Below are 20,102 nucleotides of genomic sequence, written 5' to 3' on the forward strand. Positions count from 1 at the left end.
GCTCTGCGCAGTGTGAGGTTGTGGTCGGCCGGTCTCGGCGGCCACAACCTCACACTGCGTTATGTATCGAGGGTTCGTTCGGCCGCGTAGGCCTGGAACCAGCGAAGCGCCTCCGGCTGGTCGGTTGAATCAATCGATCCGATCGCTGCTGGGTCTGCGCCGAGCAGAATCCGTTTGATCGGCACCTCCATCTTCTTCCCCGTCCGTGTGCGTGGCACCGTCGGGGTGAGAATGACCTCATCTGGGACGTGCTGCTTCGACGCGCGGCTTGCGACGGCGTCTCTGATTCGCTGCTGCGAGACACCGTCCTGCCACGACTCAGACGGGACGACGAAGATCGGCATCCAGTACCCGCCGTCCGCTGTATCGATACCGATGACGAGTGAGTCCAACACGTCTGGAAGCTCTTCAACGGCCGCGTAGATCTCGGCGCTTCCCAACCTGATCCCTCGCCGGTTGAGCGTTGCGTCGGACCTGCCGTGCATAACGACCGTGCCGCGCGACGTGACTGTTGCCCAGTCCCCCTGCCTCCACACTCCAGGGTACGTTGAGAAGTAGGCGTCGTGGTACCTGCTGCCGTCTGGGTCACCCCAGAATCGCAATGGCATTGAAGGGAGCGGGCGCGTGATGACCATTTCACCCTCCTCATCAATGAGCGGACTGCCTGCGTCGTCCCACACCTCCAGGGCGACTCCGAGCGTGCGAGCGGAGATCTCGCCGTCCCAGACGGGGGTGATTGGGGACCCTCCAACAAACCCCCCGACAATGTCGGTGCCGCCGCTCACGGAGTTCACCGGCACGCGGTCTCCGAACACGCTGCGAACCCACTGGTTCGCGGCAGCTGGAAGCGGCGAGCCCGTGCTCGAGATGAGGCGAAGTTCAGCGCACTCGGGAACATCGATGCCCGCAGCCGCCGACGCGAGAATCTGGCCGGGGCTCGTGCCGAAGACGTTCACGCCGTGCCTGTCGACGACCTGCCAGAGCTTCTCAGGGCCGGGGTAGATCGGGTCGCCAACGTAGAGTACCGCCGTCGCCCCGAAGAGCAGACTGCTCACCTGGATGTTCCACATCATCCAATTCGGCGTCGTGTACCAGAAGAATGTCTCGCCTGCTGTGAGGTCTGACTGGAGCGCGAGCGACTTGAGCTGCTCAAGGAGTACTCCCCCGTGCCCGTGCACGATGCCCTTGGGCTTGCCCGTTGTGCCCGAGGTGAACAGCACCCAGAGCGGGTGTGCGAACGGGACGGGGTCAGGCGAGAATTCCGGCTGGCCGCCCGCGGCGATCGCGTCGGCCCATGTCGTTGCGCCATCGACCCCTGCCGCACCCGAGAGGGTCGGCACTGAGACCGTATGCTCAACAGAGGGCATGAGGCGCAGCAGTCCGGTCGCCTCAGCCGAGCGGTCGAACTCTGCGCCGCGAAACACGTAACCGGTGCCACTCACGAGCACCTTCGCGTCGAGCTGCCCGAGGCGATCCGCCGCCGCAGGCGCGTTGTAGTCAATACCAGTCTGTGACCAGATCGCTCCGATGCTCGCGGTCGCGTAGAAGGCGACGACGCCCTCATAGCAGTTCGGGAGATAGCCGACGACGCGGTCTTCGCGGCCGACCCCAACACTCCGAAGATATGCAGCAAATGCGGCAACGTCGCCTCGGAGGGCTTCGTACGTATGCGACTCAATCCGGCCGTCCTCGTACTCGACGATGATGGCCGGCTGGGATGGCTCGCCAATCCGCAGACGATCCGCGAAGTTCAGGGTCGCTCCCGGAAACCACACCGCGTCGCGGATCCCAGTCCCGGCGAGGACAGCGCGCGGCTGGTCGACGAAGCCGGCGCCGAGGAACTCGGCGACCCCGCCCCAGAACGCTGCTGGCTCTGCAACTGACCAGGCCTGAAGCATGCCGTAGTCACCCACAGCCGCGGGATCCAAGCCCCGGTTCTCGACGAACCATCTCGTGATCTCAGTGATTGTTGCAGTTTCGATTGCTTCGGCGGTTGGGCTCCATTGGGGGTGCGTCATTGCTACCTTTTCATTCGCGAACTACTGTGTCCCCTCATCCTAGGACACGTTCGGTGATGAGGCTCCGAACGCGAAAACGAGTGACCCCCGATCCATGTGGATCAGGGGTCACGCGTCACAGTATGCTGCGGAGGCTAGGCGGTGAGCTTCGCAGTACCGCGGCGCTGGCGGAGCTTCAGCAGGGCGGCCTCAAGCAACTCCTCTGCTTCCTCAGGCGTCCGGCGCTCCTTCACGTATGCGAGGTGCGTCTTGTATGGCTCGTTCTTTGCGAGCTCAGGTGGGTTGCTCTGATCCTGTCCAGCGGGGAGCCCCGTTGACGGCGAGTCAATCTGCTCAGGAATGTCCTCGTCGGACACGTCTGCCGCGAAGTAGCGGACAGTCTCGTTGCCGAGCGCGTCCCAATACGAGACCTTCTTACGTTCTGCGCGCACGCCGTGATCCATCTCGCCCATTGGGCCGGATCCGACGCGCGCACCGCGAATGGCGTTACTGCCTGCCACGGGTGACCTGCTTTCGAAAAATGCTAGATAAGCGTGAACCGATCGACGAGGCCGAGCCCGACGATCGAGAAAAACCACACGAGTGACACGATCACTGTGAGGCGGTTGAGGTTGCGCTCTGCGACACCCGACGACCCAAGACTTGAAGTCACGCCGCCACCGAACATGTCGGAGAGCCCGCCGCCGCGCCCCTTATGGAGCAGCACGAACAGGATGAGCAGCAGGCTCGTGAGGACGAGCAGCGAGATCAGAGCGATCTTCAGTACGAGCAAAATAGGTGCCTTTCGCAGCGAGGCGCAATAAGTCAGCCTCCAGTATACCCCGCGCCCGAGAAATGGGCGGAAGCGGGAAGGAAGTGTCTGTCGTGCGGTGTTAGACGGTGACGTGCTTCGTGAACTGCGCGATCCGGCTGAACTCGTCAACCTTCAGGCTCGCGCCTCCAACAAGTGCACCGTCAAGGTTTGGCTGCTTGAGGTACGAGGCCACGTTCTGACTTGCGACAGACCCACCGTAGAGCACGCGTGTGGAGTCAGCCACTGCATCCCCACGCTCGGCGCGCAGAACATCGCGGAGGGCCTTGCCAACCTCTTCAGCCTGTGCGGGAGTCGCCGGGTCACCGCTGCCGATGGCCCAAACGGGCTCGTACGCGACAACGATCTCTGCGCCTGAGGGAAGCTGGGCGAGCGCCGCCTGGAGCTGCTGCACGGGGATCGCCGCGGCGCCGTGCGCCTCGAGATCCTCCGCAGTCTCACCGACGCAAATGACTGGAACCATTCCCGCTTCAACGGCGGCGCGGGCCTTCAAACCGACTGTCTCGTCGGACTCGCCGTGGCCACCGCGACGCTCGGAGTGTCCGACGATGATGTAGCGCACGTCGAGCTTTGAGAGCATTGCAGCGGAGACGTCACCCGTGTAAGCACCGGCTGCGTGGGGCGAGACATCTTGCGCGCCGAGCGCAACCGCAAGCTTGTCGGCCGTCAGGAGCGTCTGCACAGATCGGAGGTCGGTGAACGGCGGGAACACAGCGACCTCAACCTCTCCGTAGTTGTGCTGCGCATCCTTCAGGCTCCACGCGAGCTTCTGAACGAACGCGATCGCCTGCAGGTGATCAAAGTTCATCTTCCAGTTGCCGGCGATAAGCGGCGTGCGCTTCACGGGCGGCGCAGGCTGCACGGGCGCGTCTGTCGCGGGTGCGTCGTTCATGCGAGGACCTCCAGTCCGGGCAAAGCTTTGCCCTCGAGAAATTCGAGGCTCGCACCGCCACCAGTCGAAATGTGACCGAAGGCATCGTCGGCGAAGCCGAGCGCGCGAACCGCGGCGGCGGAATCGCCACCGCCAACTACAGTAAAGCCAGAGGTTTCAGTGAGCGCACGCGCAACCGTCCGGGTACCTTCGGCGAATGCTTCCATCTCGAAGACGCCCATAGGCCCATTCCAGAACACAGTTGCCGACGCCTCGATAACCTCAGCGAACGCTGCAGCGGACTCCGGGCCGATGTCGAGTCCGAGGCCGGAAGCACCGAACGAACTCGATTCGATCGCGTCTGCGGGAACCACTTCGTGAGCCGCGTCAGCGGCGAACCGCTCCGCGACAACGATGTCAGTGGGAAGCACGATCTTGACGCCCCGTGCGGCTGCCTGGTCAAGGTATCCGCGGACGGTGTCGAGTTGATCCTCCTCAAGCAGGCTCGCGCCAACGGGGTGCCCCTGCGCAGCGAGGAACGTGAAGACCATCCCGCCGCCGATGAGGAGCGTATCGACACGTTCGATGAGGTGTGCGATCACGCCAAGCTTGTCGGACACCTTCGAACCGCCGAGCACGACGGCGTAAGGTCGCTCTGCCTTGCCCGTGAGACGCTCAAGCACCTCGAGTTCGGCCGCCACGAGGCGGCCAGCGGCGCTCGGCAGAAGCTTCGCGAGGTCGTAGACGCTCGCCTGCTTGCGGTGCACAACACCGAAGCCGTCTGACACGAAGGCATCACCGAGTTCCGCGAGCTGGGCCGCGAATGCTCCGCGGGCCTCGTCGTCCTTGCTCGTCTCCCCCGGATTGAAGCGGAGGTTTTCGAGGAGCACAACGTCGCCGTCGGAGAGCGCGGCGACGGCGGCGCTGGCGGCTTCGCCGACGGTCTCGTCGACGAAGCCGACCTCTGTGCCGAGCAATTCAGCCATGCGCTCGGCCACCGGCCGCAGCGAGTAGCGCTCATCGGGAGCGCCCTCGGGGCGGCCAAGGTGGCTAATCAGCACGATTCGCGCTCCGGCCTCTCGCAGTTCACGAATCGTGCTAAGCGAGGCGCGGATCCGCCCGTCGTCGGTGATGCTCTTCGCGCCGTGCTCGTCAGTGGCGAGCGGCACGTTGAGGTCACAGCGGACAATTACTGTTTTCGAGCCCAACGGGCCGAGCGAATCGAGGGTGCGCATGGTTCCTTCGTGGTGAGCTGAACTAGATCAGGCCGGGCGTCTGGCTGCGCGCGGTCTCAAAGCGCTTCGCGACGTCCTGCCAGTTTGCGATGTTCCAGAACGCCTTCACGTAGTCAGCGCGGACGTTCAGGTAATCAAGGTAGTACGCGTGCTCCCAGCAGTCGAGCATCAAGAGCGGCACCGTGCCGGCGGGCAGGTTACCCTGCTGGTCGAACATCTGCACAATGTTCGCGCGCTGGCCGAGGGTATCCCAGGCGAGCACTGCCCAGCCCGAGCCCTGCACGCCCATGGCTGTCGCGGTGAAGTGTGCCTGGAACTTCTCGAAGTCACCGAAGAACTCGTCGATCGCCGACGCGAGTTCGCCCTCGGGACGGCCGCCGCCCTCGGGCGACATGTTGTTCCAGAAGATCGTGTGGTTCACGTGGCCGCCCACGTTGAATGCGAGATCCTTCTCGAGCTTGTTCACCGGCGCGAGATTTCCAGACTCGCGGGCCTCGGCCAGCTGCTCGAGCGCCGTATTTGCGCCGGTGACGTACGCCTGGTGGTGCTTGTCGTGGTGCAACTGCATGATCTTGCCGCTGATGTGCGGCTCGAGGGCAGCGTAATCGTAAGGAAGTTCAGGGAGTGAGTATGCGGTCATGGCAGCTCCTTTTCTGTTGAGTGCTTCTGATAGGCAGTCTATTGCGGGAACACACGTCGAAACGAGTGTTCGCTGCGAGCTAGATCAGACGAGTTCCTCAGGAACGCTCGCCTCGGTCCCCGGGATTCCCTGGTCCTCGGCAGCCTTGTCGGCCATCGCGAGCAGGCGCCGGATCCGACCAGCAATAGCGTCTTTTGTGAGGGGCGGATCGGCACGGGCCCCGAGCTCATCGAGGCTCGCTTCGCGGTGAGTGAGGCGCAGCTGACCCGCGTACCCGAGATGATCGGGAACATCGGAGCCAAGGATCTCAAGCGCACGCTCAACGCGAGCGCACGCAGCGACGGACGCCTCAGCAGAGCGGCGCAGGTTTGCATCGTCGAAGTTCACGAGCCGGTTGGCTGTCGCACGGGTCTCACGAGCTTTTCGGAGGTTGTCCCATGCCTCACGGCACTGCTCGGCTCCCATCACTCCGAGGAGTGTGCCGATCGCTTCTCCGTCCCTGACAAGCAGCTTCGATACGCCGCGGATGTCGCGACTCTTCGCGTCCACACCGATCCTGCTCGCGGCACCAACGAGCGCCATGGCTGTCTCGCTGCTCGGGCACACAACCTCAAGGCTGACTGTGCGGCCGGGAGGGGTGATCTTTCCGCGAGCAAGGAAGGCTCCGCGTAGGGCAGCGGCGAGTTCTTTCGAGTCGCCGGTTGTCACGCGGTTCGGGAGGCCGCGGATCGGCCTGCGTCGCTGATCGAGCAGTCCCAGCTGGCGGGCGAGGGTCTCGCCGTCGATAACGCGGACAAGGAACTGCGGTGCGCCTGGGCGCACACTTGTGGGGGGCAACTGTCGGGCTTCGGCGCGCACGCCGTAGAGCTCCGCAAGGTCTTTTCGCACGCGCTGAACTGTCTGCGGAGTGTGCAGCTCAGCTTCAAGGGCAATACGCCCGTTGATCGTGTGTAGGCCGCCAGACAAGCGCAGGATCGTGGCGAGTTCCGCCATTCTCTCCCCAGTCCGTTGCACGGGGAGCTTCACCAGCTCGCTCATGACATCGGCGGTACTCGGCACAGATATTCCTTTCGAAACAGGTGAATAGCAAACTAAATGACGGCGAAGCGCGCCGGCATTTACTCGCGACCGAGGTCGCGGTGGCGGAGCTGAACGCTCACGCCGGGCAGGCCGGCAAGCCGGTCTGCGAGCTCGCGGGCGACAGCCACGGAGCGGTGTTTACCGCCAGTGCACCCAATGGCGAGCGATGCGTGTCGCTTGTTTTCGCGCTGAAAGCCGGCAAAAACCGGGGTCAGCGCTGCGACGTATGCATCAATGAACTCGGTGGCACCCTCACGGCTCAGGACGTAGTCCTTCACAGCCGGATCAACACCGGTGAGTGAGCGAAGATCGGTCTCCCAGAACGGGTTCGGAATGAACCGCATGTCTGCCATGAGGTCGACGTCAGTCGGGGCCCCATACTTGAAGCCGAAGCTCATCACGGTGAGCTGCAGGCCCGCGACGTCCTCTGACGAGAACATTTCACGAGTCGCAGTGGTGAGCTGGTGCACGTTGTATCCGGAGGTATCGACAACGACGTCACTCGTCGCACGAAGCTCCTGGGAACGTTCGCGCTCAAGGCGAATGCCCTCAAGCAACCCCCCTGCCTCAACCTGGAGCGGGTGCGGCCGCCTGACGCTCTCGTAACGGCGCACGAGAATATCGTCGGCAGCATCGAGGAAGACGACGCGAACTGTCGCTGTGTGGCGCAGCTCGTTCACCGTCTCTTGGATATCGGCGAAGAGATCCCGACCGCGAACATCGACAACAGCCGCGATGCGCGGAAGCGCCCCGCCTGACTTGTCGGCCATGTCTGCGAGGGTCTTGACCATCGAGAGCGGCAGGTTGTCAACGACATACCAGCCGAGGTCCTCGAGGGTGTTCGCGACGGTGCTTCGGCCAGCACCGGACATGCCGGTGACGATCAGGATCTCCTGACCTGTTGAGACCTCATTCATCCGCACCCTCCTCAAGCTCCGTGTCTGTCTGCGCATCGTCAATCTTAGCGTCAGGCGCGCTCTTGCGGAGTCGGGTAAGGTGGCTGAGAATCTGTTCGGCCGTGCGTTCCCCAATGCCAGGCACTGCCGCGAGCTCCGCGACCGAGGCGGCCCTCAGGCGGGTCGCAGAACCGAAGTGCCGAAGGAGCTGTTGCACACGCTTCGGCCCGAGTCCAGGTACGTCCGCGAGCTGCGAGGCAATGGCCTCGCTGCGACGTTGTCGTTGGAATGTGATCGCAAACCTGTGTGCCTCATCGCGGGCGCGTTGTACGAGAAATAGGGCTTCGCTCGTGCGCGGAAGCACCACAGGAAAGGGATCCTCTGGCAACCACAGCTCTTCAAGCCGCTTTGCGATGCCGCACAGCGCGACGTCGGTGATGCCTGCCTCCATCAACGCCCGGTGCGCGGCCTTCACCTGCGGTTCGCCGCCATCGACGATGAGGAGCTGCGGGCGGGCGCGATACGCGCCGGATGGAAGCTCACCTGACTCACGAGCAAGGTTCAACTGAGCCGCCCTGCGTGACACGACCTGGTAGATCGAATCAGTATCGTCAGTCGTCTCTTCGATCCTGTATTTTCGGTACTCGCTCTTTGCGGGAAGCCCGTCTTCGAACACCACGAGTGAGGCGACAACGCCGGTCCCCTGCAAATGGGAGACGTCGATGCACTCGATTCTGAGTGGAGCCTCGCTGAGGCCCAAGGCCTGCTGCAGTTCGGCAAGTGCGTCGGTGCGTGACGTGATGTCAGCGGCACGCTTGAGCTTGTAACGCATGAGATTCTCGCCAGCATTCAACGTCGCCCGGTCCATGAGCTGGGCTTTGTCGCCGCGCTCGGGAGTGCGAATGTGCACCTTTCCCTTGCGCGGGCGGAGCTTGGCGAGGGTCTCTTCGAGCGAGGCGAGCCCGTCTGGCAGCTGCGGTACGAGGATCTCCGGGGGTGGCTCATGCCCGCCCTCGTACGCAGTCTGCAGCACTTGCTCGAGCAGCCGCCCGGGCGAGTCGTCGAGCTCCACGTCAACAATCCAGCTGCGCTCGCCACGCACGCGACCACCCCGGATGATGAACTGGTGAAGCGCGGCAGAGAGGTCATCGGTGCAGAGACCGAACGCGTCGACATCTACCTCGTGACCGAGCACAATGGCGTTCTTCTCCATCACGTGCTCGACCGCCGCGACCTGATCGCGAAGCCTCGCCGCGTCTTCGTAACGTTGCTCGGCGGCCGCGTCTTTCATGCCGCGCTGCAGCTTTCTGAACTGCGACTGATAATTGCCTCCGAGGAACGACACCAGCGCGCCCACGCGCTCGCGATGCTCGTCAACTGTCACAGTGAAGGAGCACGGACCCGCGCACCGCCCGATCTGGCCCGCGAGGCACGGCTTGCCGCTCGCCATCGCACGCTTGTAATCGGCGTCGTTGCACGTACGAATTGGAAAGGCCTGCTGCAACAGAGCAGCGGTCTCCCTGATTGCCCACACCTTCGGGTAGGGCCCGAAATATCTCGCACCCTTGATGCGTTCGTTTCGGGTAATAATCAGCCGTGGGGCTTCCTCCCCCAGCGTCACAGCAAGGTAGGGGTACGTTTTGTCGTCCTTGAACTGCACGTTGAACGGAGGCTTGTACTCAGTGATCCAGGTGTGCTCGAGGACGAGCGACTCGGTGTCACTTGCAACGACAGTCCAGTCGACATTTGCGGCCAGCGACAGCATGCGGCGGGTGCGCGGCATGAGCGAATGCATCGGCTGAAAGTAGTTCGCAAGCCGAGCCCTGAGGTTCTTCGCCTTGCCGATGTACAGTACGCGGCCCTGGCGGTCTGAAAAGCGGTACACCCCAGGGCTCGTAGGGATCTCTCCCGACGCGGGCTTGAACGCGTCGCGGGGGTCAGCAGGTTCACCTGCTAAATTGCCCCCGCGACGCGGGTCAGTTGTCACGCCGCCGCCCTCACGAGACGACCGTAGCCGCGGCGGCCTTCTGTACTGAAGACTTCTTTGCTGAAGACTTCTTTGCTGAGGGCTTCTTTGCTGAGGCCTTTTTGGTAGCTACGGGTGCCGCAGGCGCCACCGCGAGCGCCTTCCGTGCCGTTCGCGCGACGGGAGCCTTCTCAAGCGCCTCGGCAAGGAACACGCCCGTGTGGCTCTCTGAGTGCTGCGCGACCTGCTCCGGGGTGCCTGTGGTGAGGATCGTTCCACCGCCGGATCCGCCCTCTGGGCCGAGGTCAATCACCCAGTCCGCACTGCGGATCACATCGAGATTGTGCTCAATCGTGATGACGGTGTTGCCCTTGTCGACAAGCCCGTTCAGTACGAGCAGGAGCTTACGCACGTCTTCGAAGTGCAGACCAGTTGTTGGCTCATCGAGCACGTAAATGCTGCGGCCGTTCGAGCGCTTCTGTAGCTCGGTTGCGAGCTTTACGCGCTGCGCCTCACCACCCGAAAGCGTTGTGGCGCTTTGGCCGAGTCGAACGTAGCCGAGGCCGACGTCGACGAGGGTCTTCATAAACCTGTGGATCGACGAGATCGGCTCAAAGAACTGTTCCGCCTCTGCGATTGGCATCTCGAGGACCTCGGCGATGTTCTTGCCCTTGTAACGAACCTGCAGCGTCTCTCGGTTGTATCGGTTGCCGCCGCACACCTCACAGGCGACGTAGACATCGGGGAGGAAGTTCATCTCGATCTTCAGCGTTCCATCGCCCGAGCATGCCTCGCACCGGCCGCCCTTGACGTTGAAGCTGAAGCGGCCGGGCAGGTAGCCGCGAGTCTTCGCTTCGGGGGTGTCTGCAAACAGGTTACGGATCTTGTCAAAGACGCCAGTGTACGTCGCGGGGTTCGAGCGCGGCGTGCGACCGATCGGTGCCTGGTCGACATGAACCACTTTGTCGAGGTGCTCAAGACCAGTGACACGAGTGTGCTTGCCCGGGACCATGCGGGCGCCGTTCAGCTGATTTGCGAGCACTCGGTAGAGGACGTCGTTCACAAGCGTCGACTTACCGCTGCCTGAGACGCCGGTGACCGCCGTCATGACGCCAAGCGGGAATGTTGCGTCGACATTCTGGAGGTTGTTCGAACGGGCGCCGACGACCTTGAGCTCGCGATTCTTGTCGAGTGGCCTGCGTGTCAGTGGCGTCTCTATGGCGCGGCGGCCAGCGAGATAGTCGCCCGTGACTGAGTTGGTGTTCGCGCGCAACTCGGGAAGCAGCCCCGAGTGGACCACGGTGCCACCCTCGACGCCGGCGCCGGGGCCAATGTCGACAAGCCAATCCGCTGCCTCAATCGTCTCCTCATCGTGCTCAACGACGATGAGCGTGTTGCCAAGGTCACGGAGCTTCACGAGCGTTTCGATAAGGCGCCTGTTGTCGCGCTGGTGCAGGCCGATTGACGGCTCATCAAGCACGTACAGCACTCCCGTAAGTCCCGAGCCAATCTGGGTCGCGAGCCGGATGCGCTGGGCCTCGCCGCCTGACAGGGTGCCTGCGGCGCGAGCGAGCGTCAAGTACCCAAGCCCAACCTCGATGAGGAAGTCGAAGCGGAGCCTGATCTCGCGAAGCACCTGAGCGGCGATCTTCGCGTCTCGTTCGCTGAGGTCGACGCTGTCAAAGAAGTGCTTGGCGTCGAGCAGACTGAACTCGCCAACACTCGCGATCGACTCGTCATCGACGGTCACCGCGAGCACTTCAGGCTTCAGTCGCTGGCCGTTGCAGACGTGGCAGGGAACTTCACGCAGAAACTCGGACCATCGCTCGCGGCGGTTGTCGCTTTCGGCCTCAGCGTACTGCCGCTCGATGAACGGGATGACACCCTCAAACCCGCTTGTGTACTTTACCTCTCTGCCGAACCGGTTCTTCCAGCGCACGTTGACCTTGAAGTCGTTGCCTCGAAGTACAGCCTCCTGCACGTCTTCGTCGAGCTCGCCCCAGGGGGTCTTCAGTGAGAAGTCGAGGTCTTTTGAGAGGCCAACGAGAAGCTTCTCGTAGTACTGGTAGAGGCTCTTGCCCTGACTCGTCCACGGAATGATCACGCCCTCGCTGATTGACAGCTCAGGGTCGCCAAGCACAAGGTCTTCGTCGACAGACATGCTGGTACCGAGCCCGGAGCACGTTGGGCACGCGCCGAAGGGGGCGTTGAACGAGAATGTCCGTGGCTCAATCTCCGTGAGTTGAACTGGGTGCTGATTCGGGCATGAGAGTTGCTCCGAGAACAGCTGCATGCGGTCATCTGCGTCTTGGTCGCGGTCAACATAGTCGATCTGCACCGTGCCGTCTGCGAGCCGAAGTGCGGTCTCCAGCGAGTCGGTGAGCCTGCCCAGCCCATCCGGAGAGGCGACGAGTCTGTCGATAACGACCGAGATATCGTGCTTGATCTGCTTCTTCAGTTTCGGTGGGTCGCTGAGCTGGATGAGCTCGCCGTCCACTATCGCGCGGGAGTATCCAGTCGCCGCGAGCTCCTGGAACAGGTCGACGAACTCGCCCTTCTTCTTTGAGACGACGGGTGCAAGCACCTGAAAGCGGGTGCGCTCCTCGAGCTGCATGAGGCGGTCGGCAATCTGCTGCACGGTCTGAGACTCGATGCGTTCGCCGCATACCGCACAGTGCGGGATACCGACCCTGGCCCAGAGCAGACGCATGTAGTCATAGATCTCAGTAATCGTGCCCACTGTCGAGCGCGGGTTGCGGTTCGTTGATTTCTGGTCAATCGACACGGCGGGGCTCAGCCCCTCGATAAAGTCGACGTCGGGCCTGTCGACCTGGCCAAGAAACTGCCTGGCGTAGGCGCTCAATGACTCGACGTAGCGACGTTGCCCTTCCGCGAAGATCGTGTCGAACGCGAGGCTCGACTTACCGCTGCCCGATAGGCCAGTAAAGACAACGAGCGAGTCCCGCGGAATCGAAAGGTCAACGTTCTTGAGGTTGTGCACCCGAGCGCCCTGGACACTGATGTGCGCGTGCGCTGCCGAGGAACGAATAGGTGTTTTGCTCTGAGAAGTCACTCCCCTAGCTTAGCGTCTCCCCGTCCCTGATTCGAACATGTGTTCTAAAAAACTTCCGTGTTCGCCGCTGGCGTCAGCCTAGAGAACAAGCTCGGAGTATGCCAGTCTTGACAGTCGAGACAAGATCATCTGATGAATGAGGTAGTGATCATGGCAGCTTCCGCATCTGGAGCACCCCCGCGCCCGGCGCGACCCCAGATAGTGCTTTCCGTCAAGGAGCGTGTGCAGCTCAGCCCGCACCTCGTGCGTATCGTCGCGCACGGGCCTGACATGGCGCAAATCGATGCGGGACCGTATACAGACGCCTACAGCAAGATGCTCTTCAGGCAGCCAGGCAGCGGCATTGAGCCGCCCTACGACCTCGACGCGCTGCGCGACGAGTTGCCACCCGAGGAGATGCCATCGACCCGCACCTATACGGTGAGGCGCGTGGATCACGGGGCAGGCGAGCTCTGGATCGACTTCGTCGTGCACGGCACCGAAGGCATCGCGGGGCCGTGGGCGGCTGCGGCCGAGCCAGGCGATCCCGTGGTGCTTCGGGGAATTGGAGGTGGGTACGCCCCCGATCCGAGCGCCGACTGGCACCTACTTGCGGGCGACGAGTCTGCGATTCCCGCGATCGCCTCGGCGCTCGAGGCGATGCCCGAAGACGCGGTAGGCGTCTGCTTCATCGAGGTCGCGGGCGAGGCCGACGTGCTCCAGCTCCGTAGCCCAGCTGGCATCACGGTGAACTGGCTGTTCCGTGGCACTGCTGCGGCGGGGACGTCGACTGTGCTTGTCGACGCCGTGCGCGAAGCCGAGTGGCTGCCCGGCCGCGTGCATGTCTTCGTGCACGGCGAACGCGGCGCGATGAAGGCGCTGCGTCCATACTTCACGGACGAGCGTGGAATTGATCGCGCAAGCCTGTCGCTCTCTCCCTATTGGGCGTATGGCCGCCGTGAGGATCGCTTCCAAGCAGAAAAGCGCGAGGCGATCGGGCAAATCTAGCGAGCTGCGGGCCGTGAGCACGCAGTACTGGTGAGTGAGCTGCATTGCCCGCTCCAGGTGCGACGTCACGAAGCAGCGCGCTCCGGGGCTGAATCAGCGTGTCGAAACGCCCATCGCATGTGGTCGCTTGTCAGGAAGTCGCCTATTCCGATCATGAGCAGGCTAAAAACGATCTGCTCGGTGATCATCCAACCTGGGTACAGCCCTGGGATTGCGGCAATCACGAGTGTCACGACTGGGAATATCTGGGCGAAGAGTCTGAGTCGCTTATAGGCCCACCGCCAGCCGAGTGATGCCCGCCAAGCGAAATAGCCGAGCGTGAGCGTCATGCCAAGCACGACTACCGTTCGCATCCACACGGCAACTGGCACTGATGAGCCGGAGCCCACGAGGATGGCAGCAGTAGCGACCGCTCCAACACCGAGCAGCAGTTCGGCGCCAAGCAGCCACCAAATCCAGCTGAACGCTCTGCGCGTCTTCGCGTGGGCGAGTTCTGCCGCAGCGATTCGTTCCCCGGCCCCGCGGCCACCGGCCAGCCTATCGATCTTCCGTAGGAGGGATTCCCAAGTCATGGCCTCAGGCTACGCGCGTTTCCCCGGGCGTCGGGTCGCAGCTAGTGAAAATCATTCAAAGGGATGACGGGGGTGCGAGCTATGCTGCGTCCATGACACTTGCATTCAACTTCATTGGTATCGTCACTAACGACCTCTCGGCGTCACTCGCGTTCTACCGCACTCTCGGCCTCGATATTCCGGAGGGGGCCGAAACGGAGGCGCATGTCGAGGTCCTGCTTGACGGAGGGATGCGTATCGGCTGGGACACACTGGAGACAATTCGAGGCTTCGACCCAGCCTACGAGCTGCCGTCAGGCAGTCACCGCGTCGCATTTGCCTTTGAGGCTGCGTCACCGGCAGAAGTCGACGAGGTGTTTGCCAAGCTCGTGGCGGGCGGGGCTCGTTCCCGAGTTGAGCCGTGGGATGCGTTTTGGGGCCAGCGCTACGCGACAGTCATGGATCCTGACGGGAACGCGATCGACCTCTATGCGCCGCTTTCAGTGAGCTAGCGGGGTTGGCGGCGTATGCACGCGCCGCCAACCCCGGCGGCTGCCTAGATGTGACCTGCAGCGTCCATGCTGCGCAACTCGCGCTTCATCTCGGAGACCTCGTCGCGAAGCCGCGCCGCGAGCTCAAACTTGAGCTCCTCTGCGGCGAGCAACATCTGCGAGGTGAGGTCGGCGATGATCTCCTCGAGCTTGTCTGCGCCCTCCGCACCGATCGCTCCCGCCCGCGACGCGGCCTTGCCCTTCGTTCGCTGCGGTGAGCCCTTCTGCGCGTGCCTGGACGTTCGGTTCGCGAGCACCTCGTCCGTATCTGCGGCCTCCCGGTTGAGTACCTCCGTGATGTCGCCGATCTTCTTGCGCAGCGGCTTCGGATCGATCCCATGCTTGGTGTTGTACTCGATCTGGATCTCGCGGCGCCGGTTCGTTTCCTCGATAGCAAGCTGCATCGACGGCGTGATTCGGTCGGCGTACATGTGTACCTCGCCCGAGACATTTCGCGCCGCGCGGCCGATCGTCTGGATGAGTGAGGTCGATGACCGGAGGAACCCCTCCTTGTCGGCATCGAGGATGGCGACAAGCGACACCTCAGGAAGGTCGAGACCCTCACGCAGCAGGTTGATGCCAACGAGCACGTCGAACACGCCGGCGCGCAACTCCGTGAGCAGCTCTACCCGTCGAAGTGTGTCGACGTCGGAGTGCAGGTAGCGCACCTGGACGCCGGCCTCTTCCATGAAGGTGGTGAGCTGCTCAGCCATTTTCTTTGTGAGCGTCGTGACGAGCACACGCTCGTCGCGCTCGACCCTGCGGCGTACCTCCTCGAGGAGATCGTCGATCTGCCCCTCCGAGGGCTTCACGACGATTTCTGGATCGACGAGCCCAGTCGGTCGGATGATCTGCTCGACCACGCCGTCGGCGAGTTCCATCTCGTACTTCCCTGGGGTCGCCGAGAGGTAAACGGTCTGGCCGACGCGTTCCTTGAACTCGCCAAACTTCAGCGGGCGGTTATCCAGCGCACTCGGGAGTCGGAACCCGTGGTCGACAAGCGTGCGCTTTCGCGACGAGTCGCCCTCATACATCGCACCAATCTGCGGCACCGTCACGTGCGACTCGTCAATGACGACAAGAAAGTCGTCAGGGAAGTAGTCAAGCAGACAGTGCGGGGCCTCCCCAGGGACGCGCCCATCCATGTGCATTGAGTAGTTCTCAATGCCAGAGCAGAAGCCGATTTGCTCCATCATCTCGAGGTCAAACGTCGTCCGCATGCGCAGACGTTGCTCCTCGACAAGCTTGTTCTGCGATTTCAGCTCGGCTGAGCGCGCTTCGAGCTCGGTCGAGATGTCAGCCATCGCACGGTTCATGACCTCGCGGCTCGCGACGTAGTGTGACCCGGGGAAGACTGACACGCTCTCGACCTGTTTCACCACGTCGCCTGTGAGTGGATGCAAATAGTACAGCGCCTCGATCTCGTCGCCGAAGAACTCGATCCTGATGGCGAGTTCCTCGTACATCGGAATGATCTCGACAGTGTCGCCCCGCACCCTGAAATTTCCGCGAACGAACTCGATATCGTTGCGCTGGTACTGCATTTGGACGAAGCGCCTGAGCAGCACATCGCGGTCGAGGCGATCCCCAACCTGCAGCGGCACCATTGCCTCGTAATACTCCTCGGGCTTGCCGAGGCCGTAGATGCACGACACTGTCGAGATGACGACGACGTCGCGACGGCTCAGCAATGAGTTTGTTGTCGAGTGGCGAAGACGTTCCACCTCGGCGTTCACCGAGGAGTCTTTCTCAATGAACGTGTCTGTTTGCGGGACGTACGCCTCGGGCTGGTAGTAGTCGTAGTAAGAAACGAAGTATTCAACAGCGTTGTTGGGCATGAGCTCACGAAACTCGTTCGCGAGCTGGGCGGCAAGTGTCTTGTTGTGGGCAAGAATGAGCGTGGGCCGTTGCACCTGTTCAATGAGCCACGCGGTGGTCGCAGACTTCCCTGTTCCGGTCGCGCCGAGGAGCACAATGTCGGTCTCACCGGCATTGATGCGGCTTGCGAGCTGCTCGATTGCTTGCGGCTGATCTCCGCTCGGCTCGTACTCACTGACGACCTCGAACGGGCGAACGCTGCGGGTTGTTTCCATGCAATCAAGCATAATCCTCAGATCGCCCTATTCGAAACTTTGTTCGCATAGGGCGATCTGAGAGTGTTGCTACGGGACGAGGACTGCGCGACCGGCGATGCGTCCGTGGTGGAGGTCGTCGAAGGCCTCGCGCGCGTTGTCGAGTGAGTACGGCACGACCTCTACCGCGATCTTGCCCGCGGCGGCGAGGGCAATGACCTCGCGCATGTCGCTTCGGGTGCCGCCGTAGGCACGCTCGATGTTCACGCCCCACGGCAGCCCGGCACCAGCTCCGGCGCGGTACTCGAATGCGCCCCCGCCGAGGCCGACGAAGCGGATTGCGCCGCCACCGCGGACGACTGACACCGCGAGGTTCACCGTGGGCTGCACCCCGACGAAGTCGAAGACGACGTCGGCGCCTACTCCCCCGGTCTCCGCAAGGATTCGAGTTGCGGCCTCGCCATCGCTCGGAATCGCAAGGTCAGCTCCATGCTGTTCAGCGAAGGCGAGCTTTTCTGTATCGGTGTCGAGCGCAATGACCCTGGCGCCCGTCGTGGCGGCGAGAATCTGCAGTGCCATATGGCCAAGGCCGCCGAGACCGATGAGAACGACTGTCGAGTCACCTGTCATGCGGTCGCGAACCGTGTTGATTGCGTGCATAGGGGTGAGTGCGGCGTCGGCGAGCGGGGCAGCTGCCACTGGATCCAGATCACCGAGAGGATCGAGGTGGCGGGCTTTCACCGCAATGAAATCGGCCATGCCGCCTGGGCTGCCGATACCGGGTGACAGCGGCGCGAGGCTGCCTCGGGGTGCGACGACCTCGCACTGGTTGTCTCGCCCTGCGAGACACTCGCGGCACCGGCCGCAAGACAGGATCAGCGAGACAATCGCCCGATCCCCGACCGTCCAGCCAGAGACGTCGGCCCCCAACTGCTCGACGATGCCCGCCACTTCGTGGCCGAGGGTACTGCCAATGAGTGGGCTCTCATCACCCCCAGCGATAATGCTGATGTCAGAGTGGCAGACGCCCGCGCCGCCGACGCGCAGGAGTACCTCATCTGGCGCGATCTCGGGGGTTGGCTTCTCTTGTACCTCGACTGTGTTGTTCCGAACGAAGGTGACAGCGCGCATGAAACGGTTCCTCTCCTCAACTGACGACCGGCTCGGTTCAGGGCGTTCGGTGCGTGGTCCAACGGCCCCTCCCCTCACTCCGGCTATTCGTTCCCTTAGGCTACGCCTGTGGCCTCTTCTCTGCTGCACGATCGTTCATAGTCATCAAGTTTCACCAGCATTGGGCGTGATAATCTAGGCCCTCCTAGCCGGAGCATCGACAGAGAGTGGGACTACTTGTGAAACTCGCAGAGGCGCTTGCGCTCCGCGGCGACACGCAGAAACGAATCGCCCAGCTGCGCGCGCGCATCGTTGCGAACGCTCACTATCAAGAGGGCGATACTCCGGTCGAAGATGCAGCTGCACTGCTTGCGGAGGTTGAGCTCGCGGTTGGTGAACTCGAGGTGCTCGTGCGGAGCATTAACGCAACAAACTCGGCGATCCAGCTTGAAATCGCGCCGAAGTCACCGAGCGGTGGCCGCCGCCGCCAACAGAGCGGCGCTGCGACAGCGTCCGAGGTCACGATGACCGACGCGTTAGCGCGTCGCGATAGTCTTCGACTGCGTCACTCGATTCTTGTCGAAGCGGCTGACGCCGCACAGGACCAGGGCATGTTCCGCCAGATGCGATCAGAGCTTCGCCAAATCTCTGCCCTGCAGGTCCCTGACCTGCGCGCCCAGGCCGATACACTCGCCCGAGAACTGCGCGAGCTCGACGCTCAGATTCAGCAGGCGAACTGGCTGAACGACCTCGTCGAGGGCTAGCGATCCAGTAGTAAACCACAACTTCATATGCGCGAGTCGGTACCGATTCGACCAGCGGGCACACCCCGAGCCAGACGGGAAACTCTGGCTTCTAGGAGGGTGGCGGGCAACCCACACACTGACAGTGCAGCCCAGCACTTGGCACATGTGACTGCTTACCCAGCACACTGCACTACCGCGTGCCGGGGTCGAGTCGGGAGGGTGGGGTCGGGGACATTTCGCGCACGTTCGAATCAGCGGTGACCGCAGCGTGGGGTGTTGCCTCCAAGAACTAGTTCCTAAGCCTCAGGTCCAGATTGCCCACGCCTGTGCTTCGAATGTCACTCAGCCCCTGCCAGTCAGCCGCGGCACGCAGTAGCTCTGCCACAACATCGCTTGTATGCTGAGGCGCCCCAGGCTCCTGCCAGGCCGCCTGCACAAGCAGCGTGCCCCCCGGCCTGTCGGCTTTGAGGTCGATACGCCCTGCGAGCCGCCCTCCCACGAGAAGGGGAAGGCAGTAGTAACCGAACTGTCGTTTCTCTTTCGGAGTGTAGATCTCGATGCGGTAGTGGAAGTCGTGGATTCGCTCGGCGCGCGGGCGGAACCATACGATCGGATCGAACGGAGTCAGCAGTGCGTTCGGCGCGAGTCGCGATGGGATGGCCGCGTCACGGTGCAGCCACGCGATCTCCGGCGTGCCGTTCTTGCCGAGCCAACCCTCGACCTCAACTTGGGTAAGCTCGCCCGACTCGACGAGATCTGCAACCGCGGCCTTCGCCTCCGGGGTCTTCAGCCTGTGGTAGTCGGCGATGTCGGCGAGCGTTCCGACGCCAAGCGAGCGGGCGGCTCGCGCCACAAGCTCGCGCTGCGCGGTCGCGCGGTCGACAGTGCGAAGGTGCGGTTCGGCAATGACCTGGTCCGCAAGCGCGTAGCGACGCTGAAAAGACTCGCGCCCGGCAGACACGACCTCGCCTGCAGCAAACAGCACTTCGACGGCGTGTTTCGTGTCGCTCCAGTCCCACCACGGGCCGCGCTTCTGTCGGGGGCCGTCTTCAAGCTCTCGCACGAGCTGTGGGCCGTCGCTGCGTAACCGCTCCCTGACAGCCTCGATGCTGGGAGCGAGTCGCTCCCAGCGGCCGTCGCGCGTGTGGCGTGCGCGAAAGTCATCCATACGCCACCCGAAGAGAGGCCTGTCCGAGACGGGAATGAACGCGGCCTCGTGGGCCCAGTACTCGGTGAACTCGCCGCTTCTCCAGAGGTGGTCGTCGAGATTGTCTTGCGCGTAGCAGCCGTGACGAGAGAAGACAGGCATGTAGTGACTGCGGGAAAACACGTTCACCGAATCGATCTGCAGCACATGCAGTTTAGAGAGCGCCTTGTCGAACGGGCGGCGCTTCGCAATCTTCGGAGAGTTCGCGAAGCCTTGCGCCGCAAGCGAAACACGGCGCGCCTCGGCGGCGCTCAGTGTGGCGGTGGATCCTGCTGGGGTCATGATGCC

At 62.9% G+C, this 20,102-nt stretch carries 17 protein-coding genes; 3 read left to right on the plus strand and 14 right to left on the minus strand.

Going from position 1 to position 20,102, the window contains the following annotated elements:
- Window positions 1-59: 59 nt before the first annotated feature.
- From ACF07D_RS07055 to uvrA, 10 genes are all read right to left on the minus strand, one after another.
- Window positions 60-2,018 (minus strand): acetoacetate--CoA ligase, encoded by a 1,959-nt coding sequence (locus ACF07D_RS07055; RefSeq protein ID WP_391504410.1) that lies wholly within the window; start codon window positions 2,016-2,018, stop codon window positions 60-62.
- Between the two features lie 134 nt (window positions 2,019-2,152).
- Window positions 2,153-2,518 (minus strand): RNA polymerase-binding protein RbpA, encoded by a 366-nt coding sequence (locus ACF07D_RS07060; RefSeq protein ID WP_119283772.1) that lies wholly within the window; start codon window positions 2,516-2,518, stop codon window positions 2,153-2,155.
- 23 nt (window positions 2,519-2,541) lie between these two features.
- Entirely contained in the window at window positions 2,542-2,790 is a 249-nt protein-coding gene (gene secG / locus ACF07D_RS07065) for a preprotein translocase subunit SecG (protein WP_119283773.1), read from the minus strand.
- Between the two features lie 100 nt (window positions 2,791-2,890).
- Window positions 2,891-3,721 (minus strand): triose-phosphate isomerase, encoded by an 831-nt coding sequence (tpiA, locus tag ACF07D_RS07070; RefSeq protein WP_391504411.1) that lies wholly within the window; start codon window positions 3,719-3,721, stop codon window positions 2,891-2,893.
- Entirely contained in the window at window positions 3,718-4,935 is a 1,218-nt protein-coding gene (locus tag ACF07D_RS07075; protein WP_391504412.1) for a phosphoglycerate kinase, read from the minus strand. Before ACF07D_RS07075 ends, tpiA begins: the two co-directional genes overlap by 4 nt.
- 22 nt (window positions 4,936-4,957) lie before the next feature.
- Window positions 4,958-5,575, minus strand: coding sequence for a superoxide dismutase (locus ACF07D_RS07080; RefSeq protein WP_119283776.1), 618 nt, complete (start codon window positions 5,573-5,575; stop codon window positions 4,958-4,960).
- Between the two features lie 84 nt (window positions 5,576-5,659).
- A complete protein-coding gene (whiA, locus tag ACF07D_RS07085) occupies window positions 5,660-6,634 on the minus strand; it encodes a DNA-binding protein WhiA (RefSeq protein ID WP_119283777.1) in 975 nt (324 codons plus the stop codon).
- Window positions 6,635-6,693: 59 nt separating this feature from the next.
- Window positions 6,694-7,572: an RNase adapter RapZ gene (rapZ, locus tag ACF07D_RS07090; RefSeq protein ID WP_119283778.1), complete on the minus strand. Its 879-nt coding sequence runs from the start codon at window positions 7,570-7,572 to the stop codon at window positions 6,694-6,696.
- Window positions 7,565-9,538 (minus strand): excinuclease ABC subunit UvrC, encoded by a 1,974-nt coding sequence (uvrC, locus tag ACF07D_RS07095; RefSeq protein ID WP_391504413.1) that lies wholly within the window; start codon window positions 9,536-9,538, stop codon window positions 7,565-7,567. The genes rapZ and uvrC overlap by 8 nt, the downstream gene beginning before the upstream one ends.
- A 10-nt stretch (window positions 9,539-9,548) precedes the next feature.
- The gene (gene uvrA / locus ACF07D_RS07100; RefSeq protein WP_391504414.1) at window positions 9,549-12,590 is read right to left on the minus strand and encodes an excinuclease ABC subunit UvrA; all 3,042 of its coding nucleotides are present in this window, start codon (window positions 12,588-12,590) and stop codon (window positions 9,549-9,551) included.
- Window positions 12,591-12,722: 132 nt separating this feature from the next.
- Between uvrA and ACF07D_RS07105 the strand changes: the two genes are divergently transcribed.
- A complete protein-coding gene (locus ACF07D_RS07105; protein ID WP_391504415.1) occupies window positions 12,723-13,577 on the plus strand; it encodes a siderophore-interacting protein in 855 nt (284 codons plus the stop codon).
- A gap of 65 nt (window positions 13,578-13,642) precedes the next feature.
- Here the strand turns inward: ACF07D_RS07105 and ACF07D_RS07110 are convergent, their stop codons facing one another.
- Window positions 13,643-14,149, minus strand: a complete 507-nt coding sequence (locus ACF07D_RS07110; protein ID WP_391504416.1) for a hypothetical protein — start codon at window positions 14,147-14,149, stop codon at window positions 13,643-13,645.
- A gap of 92 nt (window positions 14,150-14,241) precedes the next feature.
- Between ACF07D_RS07110 and ACF07D_RS07115 the strand changes: the two genes are divergently transcribed.
- The gene (locus ACF07D_RS07115) at window positions 14,242-14,640 is read left to right on the plus strand and encodes a VOC family protein (protein ID WP_119283781.1); all 399 of its coding nucleotides are present in this window, start codon (window positions 14,242-14,244) and stop codon (window positions 14,638-14,640) included.
- A gap of 44 nt (window positions 14,641-14,684) precedes the next feature.
- On the opposite strand, the gene uvrB is transcribed toward ACF07D_RS07115, so the two are convergent.
- Both uvrB and ACF07D_RS07125 read right to left on the minus strand, forming a co-directional pair.
- The gene (gene uvrB / locus ACF07D_RS07120; protein ID WP_119283782.1) at window positions 14,685-16,772 is read right to left on the minus strand and encodes an excinuclease ABC subunit UvrB; all 2,088 of its coding nucleotides are present in this window, start codon (window positions 16,770-16,772) and stop codon (window positions 14,685-14,687) included.
- A gap of 69 nt (window positions 16,773-16,841) precedes the next feature.
- On the minus strand, window positions 16,842-17,882 hold the full coding sequence (locus ACF07D_RS07125; RefSeq protein ID WP_391504417.1) for an alcohol dehydrogenase catalytic domain-containing protein: 1,041 nt from the start codon (window positions 17,880-17,882) through the stop codon (window positions 16,842-16,844).
- A gap of 218 nt (window positions 17,883-18,100) precedes the next feature.
- On the opposite strand from ACF07D_RS07125, the gene ACF07D_RS07130 reads away from it, so the two are divergent.
- Window positions 18,101-18,625, plus strand: coding sequence for a DIP1984 family protein (locus ACF07D_RS07130; protein WP_391504418.1), 525 nt, complete (start codon window positions 18,101-18,103; stop codon window positions 18,623-18,625).
- A gap of 271 nt (window positions 18,626-18,896) precedes the next feature.
- On the opposite strand, the gene ACF07D_RS07135 is transcribed toward ACF07D_RS07130, so the two are convergent.
- On the minus strand, window positions 18,897-20,096 hold the full coding sequence (locus tag ACF07D_RS07135) for a winged helix-turn-helix domain-containing protein (RefSeq protein ID WP_391504419.1): 1,200 nt from the start codon (window positions 20,094-20,096) through the stop codon (window positions 18,897-18,899).
- Window positions 20,097-20,102: the final 6 nt, after the last annotated feature.

Origin of the sequence: Leucobacter sp. NPDC015123, from assembly GCF_043080205.1 — a bacterium.
GTDB classification, from domain to species: Bacteria; Actinomycetota; Actinomycetes; order Actinomycetales; family Microbacteriaceae; genus Leucobacter; species Leucobacter aridicollis_A.